At 63.6% G+C, this 18,794-nt stretch carries 17 protein-coding genes; 14 read left to right on the forward strand and 3 right to left on the reverse strand.

The features are described 5' to 3' along the window. Nucleotides 1-94: 94 nt before the first annotated feature. Both FPZ08_RS04070 and FPZ08_RS04075 read left to right on the forward strand, forming a co-directional pair. A complete protein-coding gene (locus FPZ08_RS04070) occupies nucleotides 95-2,404 on the forward strand; it encodes a GumC family protein (RefSeq protein ID WP_146288801.1) in 2,310 nt (769 codons plus the stop codon). A 15-nt stretch (nucleotides 2,405-2,419) separates the two neighbouring features. Next, nucleotides 2,420-3,460: a polysaccharide deacetylase family protein gene (locus FPZ08_RS04075; protein WP_146288802.1), complete on the forward strand. Its 1,041-nt coding sequence runs from the start codon at nucleotides 2,420-2,422 to the stop codon at nucleotides 3,458-3,460. A gap of 65 nt (nucleotides 3,461-3,525) precedes the next feature. Here the strand turns inward: FPZ08_RS04075 and FPZ08_RS04080 are convergent, their stop codons facing one another. After that, nucleotides 3,526-3,732, reverse strand: a complete 207-nt coding sequence (locus FPZ08_RS04080) for a DUF2842 domain-containing protein (protein ID WP_186767200.1) — start codon at nucleotides 3,730-3,732, stop codon at nucleotides 3,526-3,528. A 78-nt stretch (nucleotides 3,733-3,810) separates the two neighbouring features. Between FPZ08_RS04080 and FPZ08_RS04085 the strand changes: the two genes are divergently transcribed. The 8 genes from FPZ08_RS04085 to FPZ08_RS04120 all read left to right on the forward strand — a co-directional run bounded on the left by FPZ08_RS04085 (nucleotide 3,811) and on the right by FPZ08_RS04120 (nucleotide 10,016). Further along, nucleotides 3,811-4,890, forward strand: coding sequence for a COX15/CtaA family protein (locus FPZ08_RS04085; protein ID WP_146288804.1), 1,080 nt, complete (start codon nucleotides 3,811-3,813; stop codon nucleotides 4,888-4,890). 150 nt (nucleotides 4,891-5,040) lie between these two features. Next, nucleotides 5,041-5,505: a 50S ribosomal protein L13 gene (gene rplM, locus FPZ08_RS04090; RefSeq protein WP_146288805.1), complete on the forward strand. Its 465-nt coding sequence runs from the start codon at nucleotides 5,041-5,043 to the stop codon at nucleotides 5,503-5,505. Nucleotide 5,506: 1 nt separating this feature from the next. Continuing rightward, nucleotides 5,507-5,989: a 30S ribosomal protein S9 gene (gene rpsI, locus FPZ08_RS04095; protein WP_146288806.1), complete on the forward strand. Its 483-nt coding sequence runs from the start codon at nucleotides 5,507-5,509 to the stop codon at nucleotides 5,987-5,989. Between the two features lie 232 nt (nucleotides 5,990-6,221). Next, nucleotides 6,222-6,857, forward strand: coding sequence for an SdpI family protein (locus FPZ08_RS04100; RefSeq protein ID WP_146288807.1), 636 nt, complete (start codon nucleotides 6,222-6,224; stop codon nucleotides 6,855-6,857). 177 nt (nucleotides 6,858-7,034) lie between these two features. Then, nucleotides 7,035-8,408, forward strand: a complete 1,374-nt coding sequence (locus FPZ08_RS04105; protein WP_146288808.1) for a dicarboxylate/amino acid:cation symporter — start codon at nucleotides 7,035-7,037, stop codon at nucleotides 8,406-8,408. A 232-nt stretch (nucleotides 8,409-8,640) separates the two neighbouring features. Further along, nucleotides 8,641-8,910, forward strand: coding sequence for a metalloregulator ArsR/SmtB family transcription factor (locus FPZ08_RS04110; protein ID WP_210246857.1), 270 nt, complete (start codon nucleotides 8,641-8,643; stop codon nucleotides 8,908-8,910). Then, entirely contained in the window at nucleotides 8,907-9,554 is a 648-nt protein-coding gene (locus FPZ08_RS04115; protein WP_146288809.1) for an SdpI family protein, read from the forward strand. Before FPZ08_RS04110 ends, FPZ08_RS04115 begins: the two co-directional genes overlap by 4 nt. A 105-nt stretch (nucleotides 9,555-9,659) precedes the next feature. Then, complete coding sequence (locus tag FPZ08_RS04120; RefSeq protein ID WP_146288810.1) at nucleotides 9,660-10,016, forward strand: VOC family protein; 357 nt, start codon at nucleotides 9,660-9,662, stop codon at nucleotides 10,014-10,016. Nucleotides 10,017-10,218: 202 nt separating this feature from the next. On the opposite strand, the gene FPZ08_RS04125 is transcribed toward FPZ08_RS04120, so the two are convergent. Next, the gene (locus FPZ08_RS04125; RefSeq protein WP_146288811.1) at nucleotides 10,219-11,538 is read right to left on the reverse strand and encodes a glycosyltransferase; all 1,320 of its coding nucleotides are present in this window, start codon (nucleotides 11,536-11,538) and stop codon (nucleotides 10,219-10,221) included. 435 nt (nucleotides 11,539-11,973) lie between these two features. On the opposite strand from FPZ08_RS04125, the gene FPZ08_RS04130 reads away from it, so the two are divergent. Next, a complete protein-coding gene (locus FPZ08_RS04130; RefSeq protein WP_146288812.1) occupies nucleotides 11,974-13,188 on the forward strand; it encodes an LL-diaminopimelate aminotransferase in 1,215 nt (404 codons plus the stop codon). Between the two features lie 45 nt (nucleotides 13,189-13,233). On the opposite strand, the gene FPZ08_RS04135 is transcribed toward FPZ08_RS04130, so the two are convergent. Beyond that, nucleotides 13,234-14,727, reverse strand: coding sequence for a lyase family protein (locus FPZ08_RS04135; RefSeq protein ID WP_146288813.1), 1,494 nt, complete (start codon nucleotides 14,725-14,727; stop codon nucleotides 13,234-13,236). Between the two features lie 298 nt (nucleotides 14,728-15,025). On the opposite strand from FPZ08_RS04135, the gene FPZ08_RS04140 reads away from it, so the two are divergent. The 3 genes from FPZ08_RS04140 (at nucleotide 15,026) to FPZ08_RS04150 (ending at nucleotide 18,787) form a co-directional block, all read left to right on the forward strand. After that, entirely contained in the window at nucleotides 15,026-15,997 is a 972-nt protein-coding gene (locus tag FPZ08_RS04140) for an iron-siderophore ABC transporter substrate-binding protein (RefSeq protein ID WP_146288814.1), read from the forward strand. A gap of 25 nt (nucleotides 15,998-16,022) precedes the next feature. After that, the gene (locus tag FPZ08_RS04145; protein ID WP_146288815.1) at nucleotides 16,023-17,000 is read left to right on the forward strand and encodes an ABC transporter substrate-binding protein; all 978 of its coding nucleotides are present in this window, start codon (nucleotides 16,023-16,025) and stop codon (nucleotides 16,998-17,000) included. A 446-nt stretch (nucleotides 17,001-17,446) separates the two neighbouring features. Continuing rightward, entirely contained in the window at nucleotides 17,447-18,787 is a 1,341-nt protein-coding gene (locus FPZ08_RS04150; protein ID WP_246132869.1) for a homoserine dehydrogenase, read from the forward strand. Nucleotides 18,788-18,794: the final 7 nt, after the last annotated feature.

Here is an 18,794-nt window from a genome sequence, read left to right on the forward strand (position 1 = left end):
TTCCGCGGCCATGGTATTCTTGCGATCTGCAAATGGGTTAACGGATTGATTACCACGATGAGGCGATAAGACGGCGCAGGAAAGAGGGGTGGCGATGACGTTTGAGTCGCAGATGGTGCGTGATGCCCGGATCGATGTCGGCGCGGTGCTTGGCGTCGTGTTCAGGCGCCTGCCGCGCATCGCCATCGTGACGGTGGGCCTGCTGGCGGCAACCTTTGCCGTCGTCATGTTCATGCCGCGCCTTTATGAATCGTCCGCCTCCATCCTGGTCGAGCCGCGCAGCAACATCTATTTCCGCTCGCCCGGCGAACAGGTGCCGACCTCCCCGAGCGCCGATGCCGGCGTGGTGTCCAGCCAGATCGAACTGATCAAGTCACGCGACACGCTGCTGAACGTCATCGACAAACTCGATCTGCGCTCGGTTCCGGAGTTCAACGGGGCAGGGGGCGGCGGCTTTTCGCCCATCGCCATCGTCTCGCAACTGCTCGGCCGCAAGGCCGCGCCGGTCAGCGTCGACGAAGTCGTCCTCAATACGCTCTACGATCGCCTGACCGTCATTCAGGAGCGCGACTCCCGTATCATTTCGGTGCTGGTGCGCTCCACCAGCCCGCAGCTTGCCGCCGATGTCGCCAATGCCGTCGCCAGCGCCCACGTTGCGCGCCGCACCCAACTCTCGCTGTCCGATACCGCCGAGGCGTCCGGCTGGCTGGCGGACGAGATCGCCAAGCTTCGCGTCTCGGTCACCGCGGCCGAGACGGCCGTCGCCAATTTCAAGGTCGATAACGACCTCTTCATCGGCACCAACAATACCAGCCTGGCCGACCAGCGGCTCTCCACCATTGCCACGCAGATCACGGCCGCCCAGGAGCGCAAGAACACCGCCCTGTCTCGCGCCGCCCTCATTCGCGGCCTGATCGAGCAGGGCCAGCCCATCGATGGCGTGGCCGATGTCCGCGAATCCGTGGTTATCCAGCAGCTCAGCCAGGAAAAGGCCCGCCTGCAGGGCGAAAAGGCCCAGCGCGCGGCCACTCTGCTCAGCAATCATCCGACCATCCTGGCGCTGACCGCCCAGATCGCCGAGCTGAACAACCAGATCACCCTCGAAGGTCGCCGTGTCGCCGATGCGCTCGAAGCCGAGGCGCAGATCGAGGCCGACCTCGAAACCTCCCTGCAGGCCGACCTGACCCGCGCCAAATCCTCCGCCTCGACAGCCACGCAGGATACCGTCACCCTCGATGGCCTCGAACGCGAGGCCAAGGCCCAGCGCGACCTGCTCGAAGGCTACCTGCAGCGCTACAGCGAAGCCATGTCGCGCACCGAATCCAATTCCGCTCTGCCCGATGTGCGCGTCGTCAGCGTCGCCGCCCCGGCGGTTTCGCCGGCCTCGCCCAAGACCGCGCTTATCCTCTTGGCCGTCGGCATCGTGGCGCTGGCGACCCAGCTCGGCATCATCATCTTCGGCGAGCTGATGTCCGGCCGCGCCATCGTGCCGCTGCGGGAGCCCGAGCGTCCCCAGGACGAGCTCGACGAAGTGCCCTTCATCGAAGCCGAGCTCGAGCCCGAACAGCGCTGGGAAGAGCCATCAGATCGCGCCATGCTCGAACCGGCGCCGGATGAGGATTTCGAGGTGGCATTCGAGCCCGACCTGGAACCCGAACCCCAGTTCGAGCCCGAACCCGAAATGGCCGAAGTGCCACCGGTCATGCCCGCCGAACCGCTCGCGCCTGTCCCCGATCCCGCCGAACTCGAACATCTGGTCGAGTCGCTGGCCCGCTTCGGCACGACCGAGGACGTGACCCCTGCCGAACCGGCACCGGTCCACGAACCCGCTGCCGCGCCGGTCCCCGATAGCCTGCCAGGAGTCATTGGCTTGGCGTCGCTCTCCTCCGATCTGGTGCTCGGCCGCACTCATCTGCTCATCCTCGCCGCGCATAGCGACAGCGCCGACTGCGCTGCCCTCGCCGAAGAACTGGTGGCCGATGCGCTGGCCCGTGGCCTCAGCGTGGCCCTGATCGATGCCGGCAGCGCCCAGGCGGGCGACGAACCCGGCCTGTCCGATCTCAGCACCGGCACGGCCAGCTTTGGCGACGTGGTGCAGAAATCGGCCGATAACAGCTTTGCCGAAGTCGCGTGGGGGCAGGGGACCATTATCGACCGCGACTCCACCAAGCCGCTGACCCTGGTCGAGGCGCTTGGCGATATCTACGAAGTCGTGGTGCTGATGACCGGCCGCGTCGGCAGCGCCTCCACCCTGCCCATGTTCTACGACCTCGAAGGACGCCTCGTGCTGGTTGCCGGCGATGACGACGACCTGGCTTCGGTCGCCCGGTCACGCGAGCAATTGCTGGCCGCCGGTTTCGACCGCTGCGAAGTCGCCGCCGCCCCGGCCCGTGTCGCTGCCTGACCTGGAGATGCATTCGTGTCAGCCAAATATGCGGCCATTCGCGCCATGTTCGAGGCCCTTTGGCTGTCGCGGCTGCCCGGCCTGATCCGCACGCTCTCGTCCTCCCGCGGCGTGATTTTCACGCTGCACCGCGTCTTGCCTGAAGAGCCGGCCGATTTCTCGCCCAATGCCATCCTGCAGGTGCGGCCCGATTTCCTCGACTATGTCATCGAGCGCGTTCGCGATCTCGATCTCGACATTGTCAGCCTCGATGAGGCCCTTGAACGCCTCGCCGCGCCCCAACCCGGCCGCCGCTTCATCGTCCTGACCTTCGACGATGCCTATAAGGACAATCTGCGCCACGCGCTGCCCATCCTGCGTCGGCACGATGCGCCCTTCACTCTCTACGTGCCCACGGCACTGGTCGATGGCGTCGGCCAGCTCTGGTGGCAGGCCATCGAGGACATTATCACCCGCCAGGACGCCATCGCCATGACGTCGGACGGTCAGACCGACTATGTCGATACCAGCACCACTGTGCGGAAGAACGCGGCCTTCAACACCCTCTACTGGCAGATGCGCAAGATGCCCGAACCCGACCGGGTCGCGCTGGTACGCAGCTTCGCCACCGCCTATGGCTACGATCTCGACCGGCAATGCCGCGACCTGATCATGGATTGGCAGGAATTGCGCCTGTTTGCCGGCGATCCGCTCTGCACCATCGGCGCCCATACCGTCCATCATTACGAACTGGCCAAGCTCCCCATCGAGCAGGCCCGCAGCGAGATGGCCCAGTCGGTCGATATCCTGCTGGCGCAATTCGGCCAGCGTCCGGCCCATTTCTCCTATCCGCTCGGCGGCCCGCTCTCGGCCGACCAGCGCGAATTCGACCTCGCCCGCGAACTCGGCTTCCGCTCAGCGGTGACGACACGCCCCGGCGGCCTCTACGCCCGTCACGCGGCCTCGCCGCACGCTCTGCCGCGCGTGTCCTTGAACGGATACTTTCAATCTCGCCGCTATGTCGATGTTTTCGCTACCGGAGCAATCTTCTCCGCCATGGGCAAACTGACCGGATAGGCGGTTAGACTTTCCCAGTAGACCTCATGGTGAGCCTGTCGAACCACGAGGTCGTGGCACCAACCCTAAGCGTCCGGCTTCGCCATCCAGCGAATAATCCACATGGCCGGAAACAGCCAGCCCATGCCCGCCACGATGAAATACGGCATCAGGATCCAGATCGGCAGGCCGGGCGGAAATGCCAGGTAGATCGAGGTGAACACCGACAGCCAGGCCACGATGGAGCCGAGGATCAGCAGGATTCCGAGTGCCTTGCGGCTGCGCTGGGTCATGTGCGGCATCGCGCCTGTTGCGGTAAGGTCCGCTCGGGCATACCACTCCGCCACGCCCATCGACACCGGGAATCTGCCGTGACCACCATCCAAAATGCCGCACTGAGCCAGACCACGATAGCCGGGGACCGGCTGCGCCCCGTGCGCATCTGGCTATACCTGCTGGCCTTCATGGTACTGTGCATGGTCATGGTCGGCGGCATGACGCGGCTGACCGGGTCGGGCCTCTCCATCACCACCTGGCGCCCGATTTCCGGCATCATTCCGCCGCTGAACGAAGCCGATTGGTTGGCCGAATTCGCCGGCTACAAGCTGATCCCGCAATATGATGTCTATAACCACTGGATGACGCTGGAGGACTTCAAGGGCATTTTCTGGTGGGAGTGGATTCACCGTTTCCTCGGCCGCATGATCGGCTTCGCCTTCGCAATCCCCTTCGTGGTCTTCCTGGTGCAGAAGCGCCTGACCCGCGACATGGCCGTGCCTTTGGCCGGCCTGTTCCTGCTCGGCGGCTTCCAGGGCTTTCTGGGCTGGTGGATGGTCTCCTCCGGCCTCACCGAACTGACTTCGGTCTCCCAATACCGTCTCGCCACGCATCTCACCGCCGCCGCCTTGCTGCTGCTGGCACTGGTCTGGGTCGCCCGCCGCATGCGGCCGCAACCCACCGAGGGCAGGGTCACCCGCTTCAACGTGGTCTCCATCGCCCTGCTGCTCGTGCTGCTGGTGATCCAGATCGCCGCGGGCGGCTTCGTGGCGGGCATCGATGCCGGCATGGGCTACAACACCTGGCCGCTGATGGAAGGCAAGCTCATCCCCGACGGCCTGGGCGCCTATGAGCCGGGCTGGCGCAGCATGTTCGAGCATGGCCTCACCGTGCAGTTCAACCACCGCATGCTGGCCTATTTCATCACCGCGGTGATCGCCGTGCTGCTGTTCCTGCAGGCCCGCAAAGCAGGTTTGGGCGGCGTCCATCGCTGGCTGGTCCTCATCGCCGTGCTGGTGCTGGCGCAGGTGGGGCTGGGCATCGCCACGCTGCTCTCCATGGTGCAGATCGATCTGGCCGTCAGCCACCAGGGCCTGGCCTTCATTCTCGCCTCGAGCGTCTGCGCCTATCTCGCCGACCTCACCAAGACGCATTCACTGGGCGCGACGCGGTAATATAATACCGCATCCGTAACCCATTGAAATACAACGCTCTTTTAAAGGCGCTTGACCCATATCGAATCCTGCTCTAGTGGAGCGGCCGAACGGGCTGCTTTCCTCCTTGGATGAAGGCTGCAAGCCCCAGGAAATCTAGGGAATTCTAGCATGAGCACTTACTCGGCAAAACCGAGCGAGATTGAAAAGAAGTGGATCCTGATCGACGCCAATGGCCTCGTCGTGGGCCGCGTCGCTTCGATCATCGCTTCGCGTCTGCGCGGCAAGCACAAGCCGACCTTCACCCCGCATATGGACATGGGCGACAACATCGTTGTCATCAATGCCGACAAGGTGAAGCTCACCGGCCGCAAGCTGGACCAGCATAAGTTCTATTGGCACACCGGCTTCCCCGGCGGCATCAAGGACCGGTCTGCCCGTCAGATCCTGGAAGGCCGTTTCCCCGAGCGCGTGCTCGAAAACGCCGTCCGCCGCATGATGCCGGGTGGTCCGCTGACCCGCGCCCAGCTCAAGAACCTCCGCGTCTATTCCGGCGCCGAGCATCCCCATGAAGCGCAGAACCCGGCCAAGCTGGACGTTGCTGCGATGAACTCCAAGAATGCGCGGGTGAAGTAATATGGCTGAAACCATCAACTCCCTCGAAGACCTCGCGACCACTGACGTCGCTCCGGCCGTGAACACCGCTCCGGTGCATGTCCAGAAGCTCGACGCCCAGGGCCGTGCCTATGCCACCGGCAAGCGCAAGAACGCCGTTGCTCGCGTCTGGATCAAGCCGGGCAAGGGCAATGTCGTGGTGAACGGTCGCGAATTCGCCACCTATTTCGCTCGTCCGGTGCTCCAGCTCATCGTCAAACAGCCGATCGTCGCCACCGAGCGCACTGACCAGTATGACGTCGTCGTCACCGTTGCCGGTGGTGGCCTGTCCGGTCAGGCCGGCGCCGTGCGTCACGGCATCTCCAAGGCGCTGAACTTCTTCGAGCCGGGCCTGCGTCCGATCCTCAAGAAGGGCGGCTTCCTGACCCGCGACAGCCGCGTCGTCGAACGCAAGAAGTACGGCAAGGCCAAGGCCCGTCGTTCCTTCCAGTTCTCCAAGCGCTAAGCTTCGGATCGAATGTGCAAAGGGCCGGGAAACCGGCCCTTTCTTTTTGCCCGGATACCCCCTCCTAACCTCCCCCTGATAGGGGGAGGAATCTGGCCGGCGAATGGGGCAAGATCGCGCCACAAACGCGATCTGTTCCTCCCCCTATCAGGGGGAGGCCCCCGCCCTTCGTTCAGAAGAAATTACCGGGTGAGGGGTTGCGATCTCTCCGCGTCCACCAGATTTTGTCAGCATGCAAATCCTCGTCACCCGTTTCCATCTCCTGCTGCTGACCGTCACGCTGGCCATGACCGGCGTCGGCATGCTGCGGATTCCGGAGGATTTCGTCTTTCTCGCCCACTGGTCCGGCACCAGTGCCGACTGGCTCTGGCCGCGCCTGGTCATCTTCGTGGCGCCGGCAATCCAGTTGCTGCTCATGGCCATTTTCTTCCTGCTCGGCCGCCTGCTGACGAAAAACCAGTATGCCAAGGCCCAGCATATCCTCCAGCCGGCTTTGACCGCGCTGATGGGTGTCGTTGCCGCCACCCAGCTCGGCCTGCTGCTGTCAGGCATCGGCTCCGATCTCGATTTCGTCCGCGTCACCGCCTTTGCCCTTGGCGCGGCGCTGCTCCTGCTCGGCGTCGTCCTCTACGAAGCCGAGCGCCACACCTATGCCGGCCTGCGCATGCCCTGGCCGGTGCGCTCCGACCTGGCCTGGCGCATCGTCCATCGCGCCACCGGCATGAGCTACGGCCTCGGCGGCGTCTGCGTGCTGGTCCTGGCCTGGCTCGATGCCGGCATCGGCATGCTGATCCTGTCCTTCGCCGCCGCCCTTCTGCTGCCCGCCGTGGTGGCCGGGCTGGTCACCGTGCTGTTTCTCAACCGCTGACCGCGCAGCATGGCCATTGCTGGGAATGGCTCGCTCCCGGCAGGAAATTTCCCGCAAAGCCCCCGAAACGCAATGCTTTGCGCTGCGATTTTTCCGTTAAGGGCGTAGAATCGTGCTTAATTTCGAGGCGTGCCGCCCAATTGTTGGGCGTGCCCTCGGCTCATTGCAGGTCAACACATGTCTCCAACCGTTGTTTCCGCTGCTCGGGCGCCGCGCGCGCCCAAGCCGTTTTATGCATCCTTCGGCTTCCAGGTCCTGGCCGCCATGGTCATCGGCCTGATCCTGGGCTACATCGCTCGCCAGATGGGTCCTGACGCCGCTGGCGGCGCCAACTGGCTGGTCCAGACGCTCTCCACTGTCGGCTCTGCCTTCGTGTCGCTGCTGCGTGCACTGGTGCCGGTGCTGGTCTTCACCGCCATCGTGGCCTCGATCGCCAATCTCCGCGAACTGCAGAATGCGGCCAAGCTGGTCTGGCAGACCCTGCTGTGGTTCGCCATTACCGCGCTGATCGCCGTGGCCATCGGTATCGCCCTCGGCCTCATCATCCAGCCGGGCCTCAACACTGCCGTCGCCGAAACCGCGGCCCGCGCCCCGTCGTCGTCGGGTTCCTGGCTCGATTTCCTCAAGGGCCTGATCCCCGCCAATATCTTCGGCCTCCAGGCGTCGACCCGCGTCACCGATAGCGGCGCCACCACCAGCCTGAACTTCAACGTGTTGCAGATCCTGGTGGTCTCCATCGTGGTCGGCATCGCCGCCCTCAAGGTCGGCCCGGCTGCCGATCCGTTCCTCGCCTTCAACCGCTCCTTCCTCAAGATCGTCCACAAGATCCTGTGGTGGGTCATCCGGCTGACGCCCATCGGCACCATCGGCCTGCTCGGCAATGCCGTTGCCGTCTACGGCTGGGATGCCCTGGCTCAGCTCGGCTGGTACTCGGCGGCCATCTATATCGGCCTGGCCCTGGTGCTGTTCGTGGTCTATCCGGTGCTGCTGCAGGCCCATGGCCTCAACCCTATCCGCTACTTCCAGAGCGCCTGGCCGGCCATCCAGCTCGCCTTCGTGTCGCGTTCCTCCATCGGCACCCTGCCGGTCACCGAGCGCATTACGGAAAAGAACCTGGGCGTGCCGCGTGAATATGCCGCCTTCGCCGTGCCGCTCGGCGCCACCACCAAGATGGACGGTTGCGCCGCCATCTACCCGGCGATCTCGGCCATCTTCGTGGCCCAGTTCTTCGGCGTGCCGCTCGGCATCGAGCACTACCTGCTGATCGCCTTCGTGTCGGTCATCGGTTCGTCCGCCACCGCGGGCCTCACCGGCGCCACCGTCATGCTGACGCTGACGCTCTCCACCCTCGGCCTGCCGCTGGAAGGCGTCGGCCTGCTGCTCGCCGTCGATCCGATCCTCGACATGGGCCGCACCGCCGTCAACGTCGCCGGCCAGGCGCTGATCCCGACCATCGTCGCCAAGCGCCAGGGCATTCTCGATCAGTCCGTCTACGACGCGGGCGAAAGCATCGACTCGCTGGACACGGCGGACGCGGTTCCTGCCGAATAAAGCAGGGCACATAGCCAGACGAAAAAGGGGAGGCGAAAGCCTCCCCTTTTGTTTGTCTCGCTACCCAACACGTCATTCCCGCGAAAGCGGGGATCCACTTTTCCACGGGCCCAACGAATGGATTCCCGCCTTCGCGGGATGCCGCAGCGGCACCGCACAGGTTCTATTTCGTCTTGACTCTAATTAGTCATTTAACTAATTAGCGTATGAACGAAATAAGGACCACCACGCCGTGGGCATCAACACCGTCTTCGAAGCCCTGTCCCATCCGGTCCGCCGCAAGGTCCTCGCGCTGCTCAAGGCCGGCCCGCTGAGCGCCGGAGACCTCGCGACCCATTTCGACATCAGCCGGCCCACCCTCTCGGTCCACTTCGTCAAGCTGCGCGAGGCCGATCTCGTCGTGGTCGAGCGGCAGGGCACCAGCCTCATCTACCACCTCAATGCCAGCATTCTGGAAGCGGCCCTGGCCAGCCTCCTCTCGCTCAAGGATGATGAAGAATGACCGCTTTGCGCGTTTTCACCCGCCTCAACCATCTCCTGTTGTCGCTGATCGCCGTCGCCACCATTGCCGGCGTGGTCAGCATCCCCGCCGATGCTCGCCTGCCCATCCACTGGGACATATTCGGCCAGCCAGACCGCTTTGCCGGCCGCGACGATGCGCTGATCCTCACGCCCGCGCTGGGCCTTGCCATGCTGGCGCTGTTCTGGGCCATCGGGCGCTTCGCCAGCCCGGAACGGCTGGCCGGCGGCCGCCATGTCATGGAGGCGGTGTTGCCCGTCATCCTCGCCATGTTCCTGGCCTTCCAGCTCGTCCTGGTCTTCCAGTTCGATTTCGCGCTTCCCCGCGTCGTCGCCTGGAGCGTTGCCGCCCTGCTGATCGTGCTTGGCAATATCATGCCCAAGTCCCAGCCCAACCGCTATGGCGGCATAAGGCTCCGGACTACTTTGGCCGATCCGGCCAACTGGGCAGCCACCCACCGCTTCACCGGCCTCGCCATGATGATATCGGGAGCCCTGCTGGTCATCCTCACCCTGTTCACCGGCGCCGCCCCGATCCTCATCATCGGATCGCTGGTCGCGGTATTGCTGCCGCTGCTGCTGGGCGTGCTCCACAGCTACCGGATGGCGCGACGGGGCAGGGAATAGGAAGAGTTCCTCGAAGAGAGTCGGCGCGCTCGATCCAACGCTCATGCCACACCCTGTCAGCAGGTCATGGCACGACATGCGGGCAACTGAACCGGAGAGATTTCCATGCTGGACCATGTCGGCCTTCGCACCACGCAATTCGACCACCTGATGGCCTTCTACAAGGCGGTATTGGCGCCCCTTGGCTATACCGTGATGATGGAATATCCCGGCGCCGCCGGCCTGGGCCGCGCCTATCCTGATTTCTGGATCGGCGCCGATGACAAGGGCAGTTCCAACATCCACCTGGCCTTCAAGACCGACGACCGCAAGGCAGTGGACGCCTTCCACGCCGCCGCACTCGCCCATGGCGGCAAGGACAACGGAGCGCCCGGCCTGCGCGACTACACCCCGACCTATTACGCCGCCTTCGTCATCGACCCCGACGGCAACAATCTCGAAGTGGTCTGCAACGAGGAATAGAAGCTGCCCCCTCAGGGGAGCGCTCACTTCGGACTTCTGTGGCTCCCGTCACCCCACCCTCAATCCCTCCCCATCAAGGGGAGGGAGGCGCTAACTCGGAATCCTGTGTTCATCGTCTCCCTCCCCCTTGTGGGGAGGGATCAAGGGTGGGGGTGGGCCGCACAAATCGGACTACGAAGAAGTTCGGAGCAGGTGCCCGCACTCACCCCACCAGCTTCAGCGCCGGCTTCTTCGCCTTCCGCACTTTCTTCGCCTTGGGCATGCGGGGCACGTAATTGTTCATCACCCGCTCGATCACCTTGATGGCCTTTTCCGCCCCATCCTCGCCATGCAGCTTCTCGGCCACATCGGCGGCATTGCGGCGATAATCTTCGTTGGTGGAAAGGTCGGCCAGTGCCCCGGCCAGGATTTCCGAGGTCAGCTTGCGCAGCCGCACCGGCTTGGGTCCGCAGCCCAGCTCATAGACGCGGCGGCCCCAATAGGGCTGGTCCACCGTCTGCGGCACCACGAATGTCGGCCGCCCCAGATGCAGCCCCGCCGAGGTCGTGCCCGCCCCGCCATGATGCACCACGGCCGAGACATATTTGAACAGCTTGTCGTGCGGCGCCTTCTCGATGGCGAAGATCGTGTCGGGCAGGTCCTGCGGATTGATGCCGCCCCAGCCACGGGCCACCACGGCGCGGCCGCCCCACATCGACACGGCCTCCTTGAGAATCTTGGTATTGCGCTCCGCCCCGAACGGCATCGAGCCAAACCCGATATAAACCGGCGCCTCGCCCTCGGAGAGGAATTGCTGGAACTCGGCTGACGGCTGCCAGTCGGTCCGGTCATGCAATTGCCAATAGCCGGTCACCAGCGCGCTTTTCGGCCAGTCGCGCGGGCGCGGCGATACCACCGGCGAATAGGCGTAGAGCGTGGTCAGCGATGTGCCGTCCGTATTGCGGAAGAAGCCGCCCTTCTTGCGCGCATCCAGCCCCATCAACTCACGGCGCAGCTTGTTGCGCGGCAGGTTGTAGTAGATCTGCTGCACGGTCATCGCCGTATAGGTCAGCTTGTTGAAGGCCGGCCCGAAATCGGCGCCGTAATAGATGCAGAGTGGGAATTCGCTGGTCGAATTCAGCGGCTGCAAGGCCACCATGATGGCCGGAATGTTCATCGCCTCGGCAATGTCGATGCCGAAGCTGGTATTCATGTTGAGGATCAGCATGTCCGCGCCCTGGCACATATGCCAGGCGTGGCGCGCTGCCGTATCCACGATCTGCTGGCCCTGCCGCAACAGGCTCGGGCCGTTGATGAGCATGGACTGGCTCATCGCATTTTCGAATCGCTGCTGCGTCAGGAAAGACTGGATCGACGGACCCAGCGTATGGAACTCGATTCCATAGCCTTCCACCATGCCCTGGAACTCTTCGGAAGCCCCCAGGACAACCGAATAGCCGCGCTCCTTGAGCGCAATCGCAAGGGCCAGATAGGGTTGAACGTCGCCTTGCGTGCCGATCGTGACAAGGGCAATCCGCTTCAAAATCTTACCTCACCATATGACCGTCTGAGCCGAAGGTTGGCACCCCTCGGACCATTTACAATACCCTGTGGAGGATTTATGAACGGCCTGTCGATAGCTGATTTCCTTACAAAAATCGCATCTGAAGGGCAAGGGACATGCAGTCTCTGTACACTATTGCCAAGGTTGGAGCCTCGCTCGCCGCAAGCGTAGTGGCCCATATTGCCTTTGCATTGGCTGCACCCGCGCCCGTGGCGGCGGCAAACGCCCGCTAGCTCTTCCCCTATGGCCTAGCCGGGCCGGGAAGAGCCGAACACGAGACCGGCCCCTGCCAAGGGCCACTTAACCCGTTCACAACCACAATTCCGCGATAATATCCGCCTCTAACAGCAGAGGCGTGGCGCCCCGGGCGCGTCGCGGCCAGTTTCAGGTCCCAGCAGGACCGTCGAGGAAATCATGAGCGCCGACTTCCACAAAATCCGTCGTCTTCCCCCTTACGTCTTCGCCCATATCGATCCGCTCAAGGCCAAGGCCCGCGCCGAAGGCGTCGACGTGATCGATCTGGGCATGGGCAATCCCGACATGCCCACCCCGCAGCATATCGTTGAAAAGCTGCAGGAAACGGTCAAGGACGGCCGCACCCACCGCTATTCCACCTCGCGCGGCATTCCCGGCCTGCGCAAGGCCCAGGCCAGCTATTACGGCCGCCGCTTCGGCGTGAAGCTCAATCCTGATACCCAGGTCGTGGCCACTTTGGGCTCCAAGGAAGGCTTCGCCAATATGGCCTCGGCCATCACCGCCCCCGGCGATGTGGTGCTGGTGCCCAACCCGACCTATCCCATCCATTCCTTCGGCTTCATCATGAGTGGCGGCGTCGTCCGCTCCATGCCCGCCGATCCGAATGAAGATTTCATGCGCTCGCTCGATCGCGCCGTGCGACACTCGATCCCCAAGCCCATCGCGCTGGTGCTGAACTATCCGGCCAACCCCACGGCCTATACCGCCAGCCTCGATTTCTACACCGAGGTGGTCAAGTACTGCCGCGAGCACGACATCTTCATCCTCTCCGATCTCGCCTATTCCGAGATTTATTTCGACGAGAAGGACCCGCCGCCCTCCGTGCTGCAGGTCCCCGGCGCCATGGACATAACGGTGGAATTCACCTCCATGTCCAAGACCTATTCCATGCCCGGCTGGCGCGTCGGCTTCGCCGTCGGCAATGAGCGCCTGATCGCGGCCCTCGCCCGCGTCAAATCCTACCTCGATTACGGTGCCTTCACCCCCATCCAGGTTGCCGCCGCCGCCGCCCTCAACGGCAGCGACGATGTCATCGACGAAGTGCGCAAGGTCTACAAGCACCGCCGCGACGTCATGGTCGAGAGCTTCGCCCGCTCCGGCTGGGACATTCCGGTCCCGAAAGCCACGATGTTCGCCTGGGCCCCGATCCCGGCCCAGTTCGCCCATATGGGCTCGCTCGAATTCGCCAAGCTCCTGATCAAGGAAACCGGCGTCGGCGTCGCCCCCGGCGTCGGCTTCGGCGAATATGGTGACCAGTATATCCGCCTCGCCTTCGTCGAAAACGAACAGCGCATCCGCCAGGCCGCCCGCAACATCAAGAAGCTGCTGGGCTCCAAGAGCGGGGCAGGGAACGTGGTACCGCTCGTCGGGTAGGGCGTTTGGCCTTCCCTCTCTTGTGAGGAAAGGGAAGGCCTTGCACTATTTCAAGAGTGCGGCGAAGGCTTCGTCGAGCTTGGCATCGGCTTCTGCAAGCGCGCTCTGCTGCTGTTCCAGCCACGCCTTGTCGGACGCGACGGTACTGTTCATTTCCTCAATCATGCTGGCAACTTCGCTGGATTGCGGTCCGCCGAAACCCTGGCTCTTCTCCACCATGTTCTGAGGCTTGAGGGCTGCCAGGAAGCTCTCCTCACCCAGCGCCAGCTCAGCTGGCAACTGCAATTCCTCGGCTGCTTCGGCATAGACAGCCTTGAAGTCTTCATAGGTGATGTCGATCGGGCGAAGATCGTTGGTTCGACCGAAATTCACGACCAGGGCTGCGATGTGATGAGCTTCCCGGAAGGGGATATTTGCTTCACGCTGGAGGGTATTGGCCAGCTCAGTCGCCGTAGCGTAGTCGCCAAGGACAACGTCCAGCGCGCGATCTTCGTGAAACTCGAAAACCTCGAACATGTCCTCTATGCGCTTGAGAACCCCTGTTGTTGCCGTCAGCGCCTCGATCGGTTCCTCGCCGATCATGTCGGTGTCGCCACTCGCTGACTTGATGGAGTCGAACATATAGGCGGCGCCAATTCCCACCACATCGCTGGCTCCGGTGCGGGTGCTGTTGACGCCACCCGGATTTTGCTTTTGCGGCATGATGCTGCTGCCGCCGTCCAGGTCGTAGGGGAAGGTGAACCACGGCTTTACCATGCGGAACTGGTTTTCCAGGTCCGAGGACAATTGGCTCGACGTCATGGCGATAGCCGAGGTGACGCCGACAATATGCATGGCCGATTCCAGCGTGGCCAGATGCACCGAGTCGAACGAATTGCGGATCGGTGCGGTGAAGCCAAGGAGGTCGGACAGTTGCTGGCGGTCGATTGGATAGCTGGACGTCCCCATGGCTGCCGACCCCATGGGTGAATAGTTGACCACGTCATAGGTCTGCTCGATATAGTCGGCGTGACGTTCAAATGCGCCGGCATAGGCGGTGAGGTAGTGTCCCAGCGAGATGGGTTGCGCCTGCACCCCGAGCGTATAACCGGGCACGATGGCGTTCGGATATTTCGCGGCATAGTCGAGCAGAGCCTGACGGGTGTTGATCAGCTGTTCGTATGTCGACAGCAAGAGGTCCCGCTCACGCAGTCGCAGGCCGCTCCTCCCCATGTCGATGGTGCTGCGGCCGGTGTGAAGCCTGGATATATCGACGCCACCGATCTCGATCATCAAGGGCTCCAGGCCCAGATGGTATCCAGACCGGGAGAAGCCCGGCTCCGACGACAACGCGTAGACCTGCTCGATTGTGTCGGCGATGGTTTTCGCCTGCTCCGGCGTGATAACGCCCTGATCCGCCAACATGACGGCCGATGCCCGGTTCATGCGATCGAGCCAGTCGAAGTCGTCGCGCGGGTCTTGTGCCATCAGCGGCGACGCACTCCAGCCGGTCAGGGCCGTCGCCAGGGCCAGCGATGCGAGCAGAGTTTTGGTAGTCATATCTTCCTCCTCGGTTCCACGGGTCGTCCGTGGACAGCGCCTCTAGTGCAAACGACGTGCCAGCCCGAAATGCGCTATCGACCGGGGAGGGGTGCCAGCCAATGGGCAATTTACTGCCGATCATTCGAGGTCAAATGAGCAACTTATTGCCGCTTCCTGCTCTGCAAAACGTCTATTTCTTCTGGACTGGCAGTTATTTACCCGTAACTGGACGACCTGCGGGAGGTCCGGCAAATAATTACATGACAAACATACTCATCTTTCGTATAGAGCGGCACCTCCCTCGATAGGTGCCCCCATGCCCAAGCTCCTCCACACAATCCTGGTCGCCATTCCTCTGGCCTTCACAACCCCTGCCGCTTTCGCCCGGGCCTTCCCTGTCAGCGTGGACCATGCCTATGGCACCACCACCATCCAGGCCGCGCCGCAGCGTGTCGTCACCTGGGGCTGGGGTACGCAGGATGCGGTGCTGGCCCTGGGCGTCGTGCCCGTCGGCATCCCGTCGATGACCTATGGCGGCGACGGCGAGGGCCTGCTGGCCTGGACCCGCGCGGCGATCGAACAGAGCGGCCAGCCCATGCCGGAAATTCTCGGCGATGGCGCCGGCACCCCGAATTTCGAAGCCATCGCCGCGCTCGACCCCGATGTCATCATCGCCGTCTATTCCGGCATCACCGAAGCCGAATATGCCCGCCTGAGCCAGATCGCCCCCACTGTCGTCTTCCCCGAAATCCGTTGGACCGCCAGTTGGCAGGACGTGGTCCGCCTGACCGGTGAAGCCCTCGGCAAGCCCGGCGAAGCCGCCCAGCTCATCGCCGACACCGAGCAGTTCATCGCCGACGAGGTCGCCAAATACCCCGCCATTGCCGGCAAGACCGTCATCAACTTCGTCGATAGCGGCGAAGGCTCCATCTCCATCCGCAAGGCCATCGACCCGCGCACCAAGCTGCTGCTGTCCTTCGGCCTGCTGCCCGCCCCCGAACTCGACAACAGCGATCCCGCTGCCTTCAACTACCTGCTGAGCTACGAAAACCTCGCCTCGCTCGATGCCGATATTCTCGTCGCCTTCATGGACAGTTCCGAAGCGTTCTTCGCCCAGCCCTTCGCTGCCCGCGCGCCGCAGGTCGAAAAGGGCGCTCTCGTCTTGGTCGATGGTGCCTCCACCACTATGGCCGTGGGCGGTGCGGTCACGCCGCTGTCCCTGCGCTGGGCCTTGCCCGATCTGGTCTCCGCCGTCGGCGCCGCTGCCGAAGCCGCCGAAAAGCCCTGATGTTCCAAATCCCTGGAAGACTATCATGAATCATCTCGTCAGATCCGCCATGGCCGCCGCCATCCTGGCAACAGCCGGCTTTGCCACCGCCGCGCAGGCGCAGACCTTCCCCGTCACCATCGCTCACGCCTTCGGCGAAACCACCATTCCCGCCAAGCCGCAGCGCATCGTCACCTGGGGCTGGGCCAGCCAGGATGCCGTGCTGGCGCTGGGCGAAGTCCCGGTCGGCATTCCGTACTTCGCCTATGGCGGCGACGAAAACGGCGCCCTGGGCTGGGACAAGGATGCCGTGGCCGCGCTGGGCGGCACATTCCCCACCATCCTGCCGGCGGGCAATGACGTCCCGATAGAAGCCGTCGCCGCCCTCCAGCCCGATCTCATCATCGCCGTCTATTCCGGCCTGACCGAGGACGAATACAATACCCTCAGCGGCATCGCCCCCGTCGTCGCCTATCCCGAACTGCCCTGGAGCACCGCCTGGCAGGAGGTCATCACCACCTCGGGCAAGGCCATCGGCAAGGGTGCCGAAGCCGAAGCCCTCGTCGCCGAACTCGAACAGTTCATGGCCGACGAAACCGCAAAATATCCCGAAGTGCAGGGTGCCACCTTCGCCGGCATTGCCGAATATAATGGCGAAGTCGCCGTCTATGCCGGGCTCGATCCGCGCATGAGCTTCCTCGAAGATCTCGGCATGGTCCTCGCCCCCAGCGTCACCGAACTGGCCCAGGGCGAAAGCTTCTTCTATTCGCTGAGCTTCGAAACCTTCGACCGCCTCACCAGCGACATCCTGATCTCCTATTTCGAGACCCCCGAAACCGACGCCGCCTTCTTCGCCAATTCCCTCGTCGCCCTGCAGCCTCAGGTCAAATCCGGCGCCGTCGCCCATGTCGTGGGCGCCGAACTGATCAATTCAGTCTCCCCGCCCACCGCGCTCTCGATCAGGTGGGGCTTTCCCCAATACATCAAGCTGATCGCCGACGCGGCGAAGGCGGCCGGGAAGTAGGCAGGGGCAGGGCACTCTCTTCCCGCACTCACGGTGTCACCCCGGCCTTGAGCCTGGGCCCATCTCGAGATCAGGCCACAGCCGCGAGGTGTGGCGATCGGCGGGACGATCTGGCGGCTGTTATGGCGATCCCGACTCAAGGCCGGGATGACATCGTGGTAGCGGCGAATGAAGGGCAAGCCGAGTCGCATCTTCGGCCCGCAACCCACACAAGCCGCTGACTTTTCCATCAAACTCCTATTGACGACTAGGCATATTCCTATGCACATGGCGCCACCATGAGTGATATTGCTTCCTTCCGCCAAGCCGTCGAAACCTTCATCTCCGCCCGTGGCTGGACGCCGACACGGTTCGGCCGCACCGTCGCGGGCGATCCGCTGTTCGTCTTCGACTTGCGCGAGGGCCGCGAGCCGCGCTCCGATACCCGCACGCGTATCCTCAAGGCCATGCAGGATTTCGGCGATGGCGAAACCCAGACGCCCCTGCGCGTCGGCGTCGCCGGCCTCGGCAATGTCGGCGCCACCCTGGTCCGCATCCTGCAGAAGGACGCCGCCGACCTCACGCGAAAGCTAGGGCGCCAGCTCGTCGTGACGGCTGTTGCCGCGCGCTCGCGATCCCGCGACCGCGGCATTGATATTTCCGGGCTCGACTGGTTCGACGATCCGGTCGCCCTCGCCAAGTCCGACGGCATCGATCTCTTCGTCGAACTGATCGGCGGCGAAGACGGCCCCGCTTTTGCTGCTGTGAAAGCTGCCCTCGAAATCGGCCGCCCCGTCGTCACTGCCAACAAGGCGCTGCTCGCCAAGCACGGCGTGACCCTTGCTCGCCTCGCCGAGGAATCCGGCGCCCAGCTCGGCTTCGAGGCCGCCGTGGCCGGCGGCATCCCCGTCATCAAGACCCTGCGCGAGGGCCTGGGTTCGGCCCGCATCGCCAAGGTCTTCGGCATCATGAACGGCACCTGCAATTACATCCTCACCCGCATGGGCAATGAGGACATCAGTTTCGCCGACTGCCTCAAGGACGCGCAGGCCCTGGGCTATGCCGAAGCCGACCCCACTTTCGACGTCGAAGGCTTCGACACCGCCCACAAGCTCTCCATTCTCGCCACGCTCTGCTTCGGCTACGAGATCGCGCCCAACGAGATCCGCGTGGAAGGCATTTCCCGCATCACCCAGCACGATATCAAGGTCGCCGCCGAACTCGGCTACAAGATCAAGCTGCTCGGCATCGCCCAGCGCACCGATCAGGGCATCGAGCAGCGCGTGCACCCCACTTTCGTGCCCAAGGGCTCGGCCATTGCCGGCGTCGATGGCGTGATGAATGCCGTGGCGCTCGAAACCGACCACGTGCACGAACTGCTGCTGGCCGGCCCCGGCGCCGGCGGCCCACCCACCGCCTCCTCGGTGCTGTCTGATATTCTCGACATCGCCCGCGGCACCCGCGTGCCGCCTCTGGGCGTACCCAGCCACGAGCTGCTGCCCTATAAACAGGCCCCCAACCGCGCGCATGATGGTGGCTATTATATCCGCCTCAATGCCAAGGATGTGCCCGGCGCCCTGGCCGCCATCTCCACCCGCATGGGCGAACGTGGCATTTCCATCGATTCCGTCATCCAGCGGTCCGATTTGGGCGCTAAAGCCGTCGCGCCGGATGGCTCGCCCACCCGCACCGTGGTGATGATCACCCAGCAGACTTTGGAATCGTCCGTGCGTGAATCGCTTGCGCAGATCGCCGCCGACGGGTTTATCGTCGGTGAACCGCAATTGATCCGGATCGAAACGCTCTGATATCCCC

The sequence above is a fragment of the Devosia ginsengisoli genome (assembly GCF_007859655.1).
Lineage (GTDB): Bacteria > Pseudomonadota > Alphaproteobacteria > Rhizobiales > Devosiaceae > Devosia > Devosia ginsengisoli.